This window comes from Phytohabitans aurantiacus (genome assembly GCF_027923225.1).
In the GTDB taxonomy this organism is placed as follows: Bacteria; Actinomycetota; Actinomycetes; order Mycobacteriales; family Micromonosporaceae; genus Phytohabitans; species Phytohabitans aurantiacus.
On record NZ_BSDI01000008.1, the window covers coordinates 94,712 to 107,023 of the forward strand.

Sequence of the window (12,312 nt, forward strand, 5' to 3'; positions counted from 1 at the left end):
ATCAGGGGCGCGGCCGCTGGATCAGTGCATCGTCGGGAAGTGGTAGCTGGCACCGGCAGGGTGCGACACGTGCGGCCACCGTGAGGTGACCACCTTCGCGCGGGTGTAGAACGAGATGCCCTCGGGCCCGTGCACGTGCTTGTCGCCGAAGAGCGAGTCCTTCCAACCGCCGAACGAGTAGTACGCCATCGGCACCGGAATGGGGACGTTGATGCCGATCATTCCAACCTGGACACCGCGCTGGAACCTGCGCGCCGCCTCGCCACTGGAGGTGAAGATGGCGGTGCCGTTGCCGTACGGGTTCGCGTTGATCAGCGCGATGGCCTCGTCCACGGTGTCGGCCCGCAGCACCGACAGCACGGGACCGAAAATCTCCTCGCGGTACACGTCCATCTCCGGGGTGACCGCGTCGACAACGGTCGGCCCCACGAAGAAGCCGTCCTCGTACCCGGGCACCACCAGGCCGCGGCCGTCGACCGCGATCCGGGCGCCCTGCCGCTCGCCGGAGTCGATGAACCCGACGATCCGGTCCCGAGCCGCGCTCGTCACGACCGGCCCCATCTCGCTGGACGCGTCGCGCCCCGGGCCGACCTTCACCGCGGCCGCCTTGGCACTGACCGCTTCGAGCAGCGCCTCGCCCGCGTCACCGACCGCCACGGTCGCGGAGATCGCCATGCAGCGCTCCCCCGCCGAGCCGAACGCGGCGGCCACCAGGTGGTCCGAGGCGTAGTCGACGTCGGCGTCCGGCAGCACGATCGCGTGGTTCTTGGCGCCGCCGAGCGCCTGCACCCGCTTGCCGCTGGCGGTGCCGCGCTCGTGGATGTACCGGGCGATCGGCGTGGAGCCCACAAAGGACACCGCCGCCACGTCGGGGTGGTCGAGCAGCGCGTCGACCGACTCCTTGTCGCCGTGCACCACGTTGAAGACACCGTCGGGCAGACCGGCCTCGGCCCACAGCTGCGCCACGAGCAGCGATGCGGACGGATCCCGCTCACTCGGCTTCAGCACGAAGGTGTTGCCGCACGCGATGGCGATCGGGTGCATCCACATCGGCACCATCACCGGGAAGTTGAACGGGGTGATGCCGGCGACCACGCCCAGCGGCTCGCGGAACGAGTACGTGTCGACGCCGGTGGAGACCTGGTCGGAGAAGTCACCCTTGAGCAGATGCGGGATGCCACAGGCGAACTCGACCACCTCCAGCCCGCGCTGCACCTCACCGCGTGCGTCCGACACCACCTTGCCGTGCTCGTCCGAGATGACCTCGGCGAGCTCGTCCATGCGGCGGTTGACCAGTTCCCGGAACGAGAACAGCACCTTCGCCCGCCTGCTCAGCGACGACTGCGACCACTCGACGAACGCGGCCTTCGCGGTGCGCACCGCCTCGTCGACGTCGTCCGCCCCGCCCAGGACGACCTCCGCCTGCTGCTGGCCGGTGGCCGGGTTCCAGACCGCGCCGCGCCGGGTTGCCGCGCCAGCGGTCAGCTTGCCGCCGATCCAGTGCTCGATGGTCCTCACTGCTTCGTTCCCCTCAGGTATGACCGCTGGTTTGTCTTCGCGGCCTCGTACTGCTTGCGGGCCTGCCGGGTGGCGTCCAGTTCGGACACCTCGGCGACCGGTACGTCCCACCACGCCTCGCTGCTCGGCGAGTAGACGAGCGGGTCGGCGTCGACGTGGACGAGCGTGGGCCCGTCGTGCGCCTTGGCGTCTTGTAGGGCCGCCCGCAGCTCGTCGACGCCCTTGGCACGCAACACCCGGACGCCGAGGCTCGCCGCGTTGGCGGCGAGGTCGACGGGCAGCACATCGCCGTCCAGCCTGCCGGTGTCGGGGTTGCGGTAGCGGTACCAGGTGCCGAAGCGCGGGGCGCCCACGCTCTCCGACAGCGCGCCGATCGACGCGAACCCGTGGTTCTGCACCAGCACCACGATGAGCTTCACCCGCTCCTGGACGGCGGTCACCAGCTCCTGCGACATCATCAGGTAGGAGCCATCACCCACCATCACAAACACATCCCGGTCAGGGCACGCCATCTTCGCGCCCAAGCCTCCTGCTATTTCGTATCCCATGCAGGAGTACCCGTACTCGACGTGGTAACCCTTCGGATCCCTGGTGCGCCACAGCTTGTGCAGGTCACCGGGCATCGAGCCGGCCGCGCACACCACCACGTCACGCGGCTCGGAGACCTCGTTGACGACCCCGATCACCTCGGACTGGGACGGCAACGGGCCGTGCCCCAGGTGGTACGCCCGCTCCACCGTCTCGTCCCACTCGGCGGCGAGCCGGCGCGCCTCCTCGCGGTACGCCGGGTCGACTGACCAGCCGCTCAGCGCCTCGGTCAGCGCCACGAGCGCCTCCCGGGCGTCCGCCACGACCGCGGCGCCGGCGTGCTTGGCGGCGTCGAAGGCGGCCACGTTGACGTTGACGAACCGCACGCCGCTCTCGGCGAACGCGGTGCGCGAGGCGGTGGTGAAGTCGCTGTACCGGGTGCCGATGCCGATGACCACGTCGGCCTGCCGGGCGATCTGGTTGGCGGCGGTGGTGCCGGTACTGCCGACCGCTCCCAGCGACAGTGGGTGGTCGTACCGCAGCGAACCCTTGCCCGCCTGGGTCTCGGCGACCGGTACGCCGGTGGCCTCGGCGAACAGCCGCAGCGCCTCGTTGGCGTCCGAATAGGACACACCACCGCCGGCGACGATCAGCGGACGGCGGGCCGACCGGATCAGCTCGACGGCGCGGGCCAGCGCGGCCGGCTCCGGCACCGGCCGCGGTACGTGCCACACCCGGTGCTCGAACAGCTCATCCGGCCAGTCGAACGCCTCGGCCTGTACGTCCTGCGGCAGCGCCACGGTCACCGCGCCGGTCTCCGCCGGATCGGTCAGCACCCGCATGGCGGACAGCAGCGCCGACGGCAACTGCTCCGGGCGCCACACGCGGTCGAAGTACCGGGACACGGGCCGGAACGCGTCGTTGACCGACACGTCGTACTGGCGCGGGTCTTCCAGCTGCTGCAGCACGGGGTCGGCGACCCGGGTGGCGAACACGTCGCCGGGCAGCAGCAGCACGGGCAGCCGGTTGATGGTGGCCAGTGCGGCACCTGTCACCATGTTGGTGGCACCGGGACCGATCGACGACGTACAGGCCAGCGTGGTGAGGCGGTTGCGCATCCGGGAGTACGCGGCCGCGGCGTGCACCATCGCCTGCTCGTTGCGGGCCTGGAGGTACGGCAGCGCCCCGGGCGCGCTCAACTCGGCCTCCAGCAGCGCCTGGCCCAGCCCGGCCACGTTGCCGTGCCCGAAGATGCCGAAGCAGCCGTCGAACAGCTTCTGCTCGACGCCGTCCCGCTCGCTGTACTGCGCGGCGAGGAACCGGACTGTGGCCTGCGCGACGGTGAGTCTCATCCCTTGTTACCCCCACTGAGCTCACTGCTCGGGCTCCGCCCGAAGGGAAGTCGTGCGTCCACGGGCTGGTCTGCCCAGGTGCCGCGGATCCAGCCGTGCGCCGGGTCGTCGCAGACCAGCCACGCGCGCTCGTCCGCTGGACCGGCCATCACGTTGAGGTAGTACAGGTCGTAGCCGGGCGCGGCCATCGAGGGCCCGTGCCAGCCGTGCGGCACCAACACGACGTCGCCGCTTCGCACCTCGGCGAGCACGTCGATGCCTTCGCCGTAGACCCTTTGGTACGCCGGGCCGTCGCCGGAGATCTCGAAGTAGTAGATCTCCTCCAGCACGGACTCGCCGGGCCGGTCCTCGTCGTGCTTGTGCGGCGGGTACGACGACCAGTTGCCGGCCGGGGTCAGCACCTCGCAGGCGATCAGCCGGTCGGCGAAGGGGAAGGCGTCGGGAGTACCAAAGTTGTTGACCTGGCGCGAGCAGTTGCCGGCGCCGCGCAGCTCGACCGGCACGTCGCTCTTCGCGATGTACCGGGGTTCGAGCCGGCGCCGCGCCCGCGCGGCCGCGACCGCGAAGCGCCCACCGTCCACACTCGACACGGTGACCGTGGAGTCCCGCGGCACGTAGGCCACATCGGTGGGGCCGGCGAACACATCCGGCCGCCCCTCCAGCTCGGCGGTGAACCCGTCACACGACACCGCACACGCCCCGGCCAGCGGGACGACCATTATCTCCTCGTCACCCGTCGCGAACTCCCGCGCGCCGCCGGGCGCGAGCTCCAGGACGCGCAGCCCCGAGTACGCCCAACCCGCCGACTCGGGCGTGACCTCTGTGCACCGTGGCAGGTGGTATTTCATAGCAGGCTCACCGCCGTGTCGACCGCGAGGGCCACGTCGTCGTCGCTCGGGTAGAGCAGCGACCGGCCGGCCACAATCCCCTTGACCGTGGGCAGTTGCAACGCCTTCTGCCACCCCTCGAACGCGGCGTCCCGGTCGGCCGGGACCTCACCGCCCAGCAGCAGCGCCGGCAGCGTCGAGGCGGCCATCACCCGCTCCATGTCCGGCACCACCGGCACCTTGAGCCACGTGTACGCCGACGTGCCGCCCAGCCCCGACGCCACCGCGATCGCGCGGATCATCGCCTCCGAGGTCAGGTCGTTGTGTACCCGGCCGTCGACGCGGTGCGAGATGAACGGCTCGACCATCGCCATCCGCTTGTGCGCGGCCAGCTCGTCGACCGCCCGCGCGCTGGCCTCCATCGTGGACACCGTCGCCGGGTCTTCCGGGTCGATGCGCAGCAGCATCTTGCCGCCGTCGAAGCGCATGCCGGCGATCGCGTCGGCGCTGTACCCGGTGAACCGATCGTCCATTTCGAACACCGTGCCGGCGAGGCCACCGCGGTTCATCGAACCGATGACGACCTTGCCCTCCAGCGCACCGAGCAGCAGCAGGTCTTCCAGGATGTCCGCGGTGCCCAGCACGCCGTCGACCCCGGGGCGCGACAGCGCCACGCACAGCCGCTCCAGCAGGTCGGCGCGGTCCGCCATGGCGAGTGGACGGCTACCGGCCCGCAGCGCGCCGCGGGCCGGATGGTCGGCGGCCACGAGCACCAGCCGGCCGCCGATCACGCCGGGCCGGCGCCGGTGCGCCGCTTCCGCGATCGCGGCGGGCTTGTGCACCCGCGTCCGCACGATCTCCATCAGGTGGTCAGCGAACATCCAACTTCCCCGTTTCCAATACCTCTGCCGTGGTGGGCATCGCGTCCGAGCACGCCAGCCGGCCGGCGACGATCGCGCCCGCGACGTTCGCGAAGCGCATGACGTCTCCGGTGTCCCATCCGGACAGCAGCCCGTGGCACAGTGCTCCGCCGAACGCGTCGCCCGCGCCGAGTCCATTCACGACCTCGACCGGGAACGGCGGCACTTCCACCGCGCCGTTCGCGTCGACCGCCAGCACGCCGCGCGGCCCCTGCTTGACGACGGCGAGGTCGGCGCCCCGGTCCCGCAGGGCCTTCGCGGCGGCGGCCGGCTCGCGCTCGGCCACGGCGGTGAAGCACTCGTCGAGGTTGCCGACCGCGACCGTCGCATACGGCAACGCCTCCTGGATCCAGCGGCGGGCCTCTTCGCGCGAGGGCCAGAACATCGGCCGGTAGTCCAGGTCGAGCACGGTGATTCCGGCACGGTCGCGGGCCTTCAGCGCGGCCAGCGTCGCGGACCGGCTCGGCTCCTCGCAGAGCCCGGTGCCGGTCACCCAGAACACGCCAGCGGCGCGGATCGCGTCGAGGTCGAGCTCGTCCTCCCTGATCTGCAGATCAGGAGCCGTCGGGTACCGGTAGAAGTACAGCGGGAAGTCGTCCGGCGGGAAGATCTCGCAGAACGTCACCGGGGTGGGCAGGTGCTCGACCGGTGTCACGTACCGGTCGTCGACCCCGTACCCGCGCAGTGCCTTGTGGATGAACTCGCCGAACGGGTCGGCACCCGTGCGGCTGATGACCGCCGCCCGCTGGCCGTGGCGGGCGGCGGCCACCGCCACATTCGTGGCACTGCCTCCGAGGTACTTGCCGAACGTCTCCACCTCGGCCAGCCCCACGCCGACCTGGAGCGGATAGATGTCGACCCCGATCCGCCCCATCGTCAGCACGTCGAACGTGCTGAATGCATTCATCTGATGCCCCGCAGATACTCCACACTGGACAGCACATCGGCCAGCGGGTCGGCGTCAGGCCCGTCGAGCACCTTGTCCTGCTCCAGGACGAACCAGCCCTGGTACCCGGAGGCGACCAGCCCGCGCACGATCGCCGGTACGTCCACATCGCCCTCGCCCAGCGGCCGGTAGATGCCGGCGCGCACGGCGTCGGTGTACGTCAGCTCGCCCGCGCGCACCCGTGCCGCCAGGGCCGCGTCGACGTCCTTGAGGTGCACGTGCTCGATCCGCTCCGGCGCCTTCGCCGCCAGCGCCGCCGGATCGGTGCCACCGATCAGCAGGTGCCCGGTGTCGAGGCACAGCGGGATGCGCGAGTCGGCGAGCACCCGCTCGACCTCCGGCGCGCGCTCCACCATCGTGCCCACGTGCGGGTGCAGCGTCGCGGTCAGCCCGGTCTCCGCCACCACACCGACGGCGGCGTCCAGATTGGACAGCAGTGACCGCCAGCCGCGCTCGTCCAGGTCGGGGCGGGAGTCGTACCCCGAGCCACCGGTGTCGGCGGCCAGAACCACCACCTCCGCGCCGCCCTCGGCGAAGCTCTCAGCCGTACGGCGCAACGCCGGCAGCGGATCGTGGTCCGGATCGTGCAACACCACCGGCACGAACCCGCCGACCGGACCCAGCCCGTACGTCGACAGCAGCGCGGTGCGCGCCTTGGCGTCTTCGGGCAGGTATCCGTCTGGCCCGAATTCGGCCGCCGTGATGCCGGCTTCGCGCATCTCGGCCAGTACCCGCTCGGCCGGCAGCTGGTAGCCCCACCCGGGGACCTCGCACACGCCCCACGAGATGGGCGCGCCCGCAATGTTGACCCTCACCGGCGCACCTCCGCGACCGCGACGGGACGGTGCTCGCGACGCGACCGGTCGCACGCCTCGGCGACGTAGAACGCCTCCAGCGCGTCCGCCACCGTGCACGGCGAATCCGCCTTGCCCGCCACCAGGTCGGTGAAGGCGGTCAGTTCGGCGATGTACGCCGCGCGGAAGCGCTCCATGAAGTTCGGGTACGCCGTGCCGGCCGGCCACGCCACACCCGGCTCGGCCGAACGCAACGGCAGCCGGTCGTCCAGCCCGACGGAGACGCTGTCTTTCGCGCCCAGTACCTCCAGCCGCACGTCGTATCCGGCGGCGTTGTACCGGGTACCGGATACCAGCGCGATCGTGTCATCGTCGAGCGTCAGCACCGCGGCGCTCGTGTCGATGTCGTCCGCCTCCCGGAAGAAGTCTTCACCCCGGTTGGCACCCACCGCGTACACCTCGACCACCTCGCGGCCGGTGACCCAGCGGATGATGTCAAAATCGTGCACGCTGCAATCCTTGAAGAACCCACCCGACGTCGCGATGTACTCCGCGGACGGCGGCGCCGGGTCCAGCGTGCCCGCCCGCAGCGTGTGCACCCAGCCCAGCCGTCCACTCTGGACAGCATCACGCGCCGCGGTGAAGCCCGCGTCGAAGCGCCGCTGAAAACCAATATGCACCGGCACCGTCGACCGCGCCACCTGATCAAGCACCGCGAGCGTGCCCGCCACGTCCGGCGCGACCGGCTTCTCGCAGAACACCGGCAGCCCCGCCTCGACCGCTTCCAGGATCAGCCCCGCGTGCGCGTCGGTCGCGGCCGCGATGGCCAGCCCGTCGATCCCGGCGCTGAACAGCTCCGCGGGCGTCTCCACCGCGGTCACCGACCCGCCGAGCTTGGCCGCGACGCTGGCCGCCCGGTCCGGGTCGGCATCGGCCACCACGAGCGACTCGACATGATCGAGCCCTCTCAGTGTCTCGGCGTGAAAAGCACCGATCCGGCCGACGCCGGCGAGTCCGATGCGCATGGATGCGGCCTCCTGGATTTCTGAAAAGTGGCAGCTCTGTTACGCCCACTGTTCTATCCAGCCCGCGACTTTGTCAATACATACTAACCACCTAACACCCTGTTACCCGCCACAGCCCTCGCCCTGCGCCGATCTTGCAGTTGTCATGTCGAAGTGCCCGATTTGGGCCCTGAGAACCGCAAGATCGGCGGGCGTGTGGGGCTGTGCGGCGCCAGCGGGCGGGCCCCGCGCGCGGCGGGCGGCCGCGAGCGCCGCTCACCAGAGCAGCCGCAACCGCAACCCTCGACCTTCCGCCCCGCGCGCCCCGCGCGCGTCCGCCCCCAGGCCAGCCCAGCACGGCGTGTCGCCACGCCCTACCCGCCGATCAAGGGCGAATGCACGCGGTTGGATCGCTACACCGCGTGCATTCGCCCTTGATCCATGCGAATGCCCTTGATCGGCGCGCAGGGCGCGGCGCGCACCACGCAGGACGCGGCCCGCACCGCGCAGGATGCGGCCCGCACCGCGCAGGGCGCGGCCCGCACCGCGCATGGGCGCGGCGACACGCCGCCGCCAGCCCCTCAACCCCGGCGGGCTAGCCCCAGCCACGACGGCGCGCCGCGCCCCGAATCGCCGATCAAGGACGTTCGTGCTGATCGAGGGCAAATGCACGCGGAATCGCGATCGAATCACGTGCGTTCGCCCTTGATCGGCGGGCAGGGACGCTGCCCGCGACGCCAGCAGGGGCGCTGCCCGCCACGCCGGCAGGGACGCCTGCAGGGGCGCTGCCCGCCACGCCGGCTGGGATGGCCGCGGGGGCGCTGCTGGAGAGCCTGGCGGCGGGCGCCGTGGGCGTGGATGCGGCAGCGGGCGTGGGTGTGGGCCGTGGGAGCCACGCGGGGGCCGCGGGAGGCGGTGTCGGGCGCATCGCTGGGGAGCGGCGGCGGAGCCACCAGCCGCACGCGAACCAGGCCGCCGTGGTCAGGGATGCTCCGGCGATCGCGTCGACCAGGTAGTGGTTGGCGGTGAGGACCACCGCGGCCGTCATCGCGACCGGCATCATCACGCCGATCACGCGGACCCACAGCCTGCGCGCGGCGACGGCGATCGCGATACCGATCAGCAGGTCCCAGCCGACGTGCAGGCTGGGCACGGCGGCGTACTGGTTGGTGAACATCGGCGGCTGGAGCACCCGGTACGCGTGCGAACTCACCGTCACCGTGTCGATCATGCCGAGCTCGGCGAGCCGGGGCGGCGCCACCGGGAACGTCGAGAAGATGATCATCCCGATGCCGCCGGACAGCATCATGGCGTTCCGGGTACGCAAGTAGATCGCGGGATGGCGGCGGGCGAGCCAGATCAGCGTGACCGCGATGACCGGCCAGTGCCCCCAGATGTAGATCCAGTTGAAGAACGTCTTGACCGCCGGCGAACTCGCGAAGGTCTCCTGGAGCCACGGCTCGTGGTAGATACCGAGGAACCGCTCGAAGTCGACCACCCGATGGGCGTTCGCAAGCGCCTGGGACACGGATCCCTCGGTGGCGCCACGCACACCGAAGTACACGCAGATCGCCGCGAGCAGAATCGCGATCTGCGGCACCAGACGGACCGGCGACGCTCCACTGTCGACTGTCCGTCGTCTGTGCTGTAACCTCTCGACCCCCGTCATTACTGCCATAGCGACAGCCTCCCGAATGATCGTCGCACTTCCATCCGGGCCGGGCACCGAGTTCTCCCTGATTCACCTCTCCGGCTGAGGAGGGATATGGCCCTAAGGGTTTACTGGGGGGCATGCAGGTACGCCGTATCAGCGCCGAGGAGCGCCTCAGCCACTCGTTCCCCCTCCAGGCCTACGCCTTCGAGCAGTCACCGGCCCCAGCCGCGAACACCGACCGCTGGCGCGCCTACCTGCCTTACAACGAGGGCAACCGCACGCTCGTGGCCGAAGACGGTGACACCGCGCTGGCCGCCGCGACCGCGATTCCCATGCGGCAGAACGTGCGTGGCCAAATGCTGGCGATGGCCGGCATCGCGGGTGTCGCCACGCACCCGCTGGCGCGCCGCCAGGGCCATGTGCGCACGCTCCTGATCACCCTGCTTGGCGAGATGCGCGAGGAGGGCCACTCGGTCAGCGTGCTCTACCCGTTCAGGCCCTCGTTCTATGCCCGTTTCGGCTATGTCACCCTGCCGAAACGGCGCACCGTCAGCTTCGCGCCCGCTGACCTGGGCGACCTGAACCGCGCCGACCTGCCGGGCGAGGTGACCTGGGAGCGGATGAGTGCGGGATACGACACGTACCGGGAGTTCATGCTGCGGCTGGCGCGGGAGCGGCACGGGCTCGCGCTGTTCCCCGACTACCGCGACGCGCGGCTGCGCGACGACGACGAACGCTGGCTCGTGACCGCCCGGCTCGACGGCACGGTGATCGGTGCGGCGGCGTACAAGGTGACCGGCTACAACGGCGAGTTGGAGGTCGACGACCTGCTCGTCACCACGCCGCTCGGCCGCCTGCTCCTGCTGCGGTTCTTCGCCCGCCACGTCGACCAGGTGTCCAGGGTGGTGGCGGGGCTCCCGGCGGACGAACTGCCCGAGCTGTGGGGCACCGACCTGCAGGTGACGGTGGAGGGGCACACGACGATACCGACCGGCAACGCGCCGATGGCCCGCGTGCTGTCGATCCAGGCGCTGGCGGGCCTCACGGTCGGGCCCGGGCGGGTCACCGTGGAAATCGTCGACGATCCGTTCCTCGAAGGGGCGTTCACACTCGACGGGCGCGGCGGCGCGCTGGAGGTGACGGCCGGCGGGGAAAGCACAGCCGCGCTGAGCGCCGCGGGGCTCTCCGCGCTGGTGTACGGCGTACTGGATCCCGAGGAGTTGCCGCTACGCGGGCTCGGCGCCGTGCCCGCCGACGCCGCTCGCGAGCTGCGCGCGCTCTTCCCGCGGCTGGTTCCCCACGTCGTCGCGGACTTCTGAGGCAGGGCCGCCGCTGGAGGCCAGGCGTGACCGGTACCGGCGCAGCGCCAGCGCCGACACCAGCAGCGCCGCGAACACCACCGCGATCGTCGACACTCCGGCGCTGTTGAGGCCGTCAGAGAGCCAGTGCTGCACACGCGACGCGACCGTGATCACCGGATCGTCCACAGCGGACGCGTCGGAGGAGAGCCGGATCTCGTAGCCGCCGTAGTACGCCACGTAGCCGCCGGCCAGTACCAGAAGCACGCCGCCGGCCCGCGCGATGGCGGGCCCGGCACGGCGTACCGAACGGATGAGCGAGGTGCGCAGCAGCGCCACGGCCAGCGCCGCCACGCCCACCGACAGGCCCATGCCGACGGCGTACGCGACGAAGAGCCCGATCCCGGCGCCGGTGGAACCCGCGCGCATGCTCGCCACGACGATGGCCAGGAACGGGCCTATCGTGCAGCTCAGTGAGGCGGCCGCGTAAGCGGCGCCGAACAGCGCCATCGACGGCACGCTGCGCCGCACGGACGGCGCCTTCGGGCCGCGCCACGGCGTGGGCAGCGCGCGCCCTGCGGCGAGCCACACGCCAGCGACCACAAGGGACAGTCCCAACGCGACGGTGACCCACGGCAGCCGCTGCTGGATCCAGCCGGCGGCAGGGGCCAGCGCCAGCCCGAACGCGCCGAACACCGCGACGAACCCGGTGGTCATGGCGGCGGTCGAGACCAGCGCGCGCCGGATGGCACCACCACCGTCCCCTTCGGACACGAGGAGCGACAGGTACGCCGGCAGCAGCGCGAAGCCGCACGGGTTCACCGCCGCGAGCATGCCCGCGGTGAGCGCCAGAACCAGCGTGGTCTGTGTCATGCCTTCGCCAGCTCGGCGACCTTGCCCTCGAACTGCATGCTGTCGAGCCAGCTCTTGTTCAGCACCTTGCCGTCCTTGTCGAGGATCAGATAGACGCTCTGCTCGACGATGCCGAACTTCTTCCATACCGCGCCGGATGCGTCGTTGAGGTGCTTGACGTTGGCGACGTCGCCCTCCGCGACGAACTGCTTCATCTCGTCGAGCCTGCCGAGGCCGGCGATGCCGAGCAGGTTCACCTTGTCGCCGTGTGCCCGCTGCATGTCGGCGACCGACGCGGCCTGGCCGAAGCAGGTGGCGCACCACGGCGCCCAGAACCACAGCACGGTCGGCTTTCCGGCGAGGCTTGCAGCGTCGAACGACTGCCCTTCGAGCGTCTTGCCCTGGAACTTGAGGATGGAGGGCACCACGACCGGGGCCTCATCGGCGGCGGGGGCCGACTGCGACGCGACCGGGCCGGCCGCCTCCTCGAAGACCGGAGCCGGGTCGCCACCACAACCAGCCAGCGTCATAGCGCCAGCAACGAGCAGTGCGGTCACGGTAAGCCGGACACGCATGCGGAACCTCCCCTGGACGGCTGCGAGGGAGTACGTCGCGGGAC

At 71.0% G+C, this 12,312-nt stretch carries 11 protein-coding genes; 1 reads left to right on the forward strand and 10 read right to left on the reverse strand.

Annotation, left to right across the window (positions count from 1 at the left end; translation table 11 throughout):
- Positions 1 to 21: 21 nt before the first annotated feature.
- The 8 genes from QMG73_RS11765 to QMG73_RS11800 form a co-directional block, all read right to left on the reverse strand.
- Positions 22 to 1,518, reverse strand: coding sequence for a CoA-acylating methylmalonate-semialdehyde dehydrogenase (locus tag QMG73_RS11765; RefSeq protein ID WP_281894570.1), 1,497 nt, complete (start codon positions 1,516 to 1,518; stop codon positions 22 to 24).
- Complete coding sequence (iolD, locus tag QMG73_RS11770) at positions 1,515 to 3,398, reverse strand: 3D-(3,5/4)-trihydroxycyclohexane-1,2-dione acylhydrolase (decyclizing) (protein ID WP_281894572.1); 1,884 nt, start codon at positions 3,396 to 3,398, stop codon at positions 1,515 to 1,517. Before iolD ends, QMG73_RS11765 begins: the two co-directional genes overlap by 4 nt.
- Positions 3,395 to 4,246 carry a 5-deoxy-glucuronate isomerase gene (gene iolB, locus QMG73_RS11775; protein WP_281894575.1) on the reverse strand — a complete coding sequence of 284 codons (852 nt, stop codon included), beginning with the start codon at positions 4,244 to 4,246 and terminating at the stop codon, positions 3,395 to 3,397. Before iolB ends, iolD begins: the two co-directional genes overlap by 4 nt.
- On the reverse strand, positions 4,243 to 5,106 hold the full coding sequence (locus QMG73_RS11780) for a Cgl0159 family (beta/alpha)8-fold protein (RefSeq protein ID WP_281894578.1): 864 nt from the start codon (positions 5,104 to 5,106) through the stop codon (positions 4,243 to 4,245). Before QMG73_RS11780 ends, iolB begins: the two co-directional genes overlap by 4 nt.
- Positions 5,096 to 6,052 (reverse strand): 5-dehydro-2-deoxygluconokinase, encoded by a 957-nt coding sequence (gene iolC, locus QMG73_RS11785; protein ID WP_281894581.1) that lies wholly within the window; start codon positions 6,050 to 6,052, stop codon positions 5,096 to 5,098. Before iolC ends, QMG73_RS11780 begins: the two co-directional genes overlap by 11 nt.
- On the reverse strand, positions 6,049 to 6,906 hold the full coding sequence (locus QMG73_RS11790; RefSeq protein WP_281894584.1) for a TIM barrel protein: 858 nt from the start codon (positions 6,904 to 6,906) through the stop codon (positions 6,049 to 6,051). Before QMG73_RS11790 ends, iolC begins: the two co-directional genes overlap by 4 nt.
- Positions 6,903 to 7,910: a Gfo/Idh/MocA family protein gene (locus tag QMG73_RS11795; RefSeq protein WP_281894586.1), complete on the reverse strand. Its 1,008-nt coding sequence runs from the start codon at positions 7,908 to 7,910 to the stop codon at positions 6,903 to 6,905. Before QMG73_RS11795 ends, QMG73_RS11790 begins: the two co-directional genes overlap by 4 nt.
- A 616-nt stretch (positions 7,911 to 8,526) precedes the next feature.
- Positions 8,527 to 9,567 carry a phosphatase PAP2 family protein gene (locus tag QMG73_RS11800; protein ID WP_281894589.1) on the reverse strand — a complete coding sequence of 347 codons (1,041 nt, stop codon included), beginning with the start codon at positions 9,565 to 9,567 and terminating at the stop codon, positions 8,527 to 8,529.
- A gap of 113 nt (positions 9,568 to 9,680) precedes the next feature.
- Between QMG73_RS11800 and QMG73_RS11805 the strand changes: the two genes are divergently transcribed.
- A complete protein-coding gene (locus QMG73_RS11805; protein WP_281894592.1) occupies positions 9,681 to 10,862 on the forward strand; it encodes a GNAT family N-acetyltransferase in 1,182 nt (393 codons plus the stop codon).
- Here the strand turns inward: QMG73_RS11805 and QMG73_RS11810 are convergent.
- Positions 10,770 to 11,714, reverse strand: coding sequence for a cytochrome c biogenesis CcdA family protein (locus QMG73_RS11810; protein WP_281894594.1), 945 nt, complete (start codon positions 11,712 to 11,714; stop codon positions 10,770 to 10,772). The genes QMG73_RS11805 and QMG73_RS11810 overlap by 93 nt on opposite strands.
- Positions 11,711 to 12,268 carry a redoxin domain-containing protein gene (locus QMG73_RS11815; RefSeq protein ID WP_281894596.1) on the reverse strand — a complete coding sequence of 186 codons (558 nt, stop codon included), beginning with the start codon at positions 12,266 to 12,268 and terminating at the stop codon, positions 11,711 to 11,713. Before QMG73_RS11815 ends, QMG73_RS11810 begins: the two co-directional genes overlap by 4 nt.
- Positions 12,269 to 12,312 lie beyond the last annotated feature (44 nt).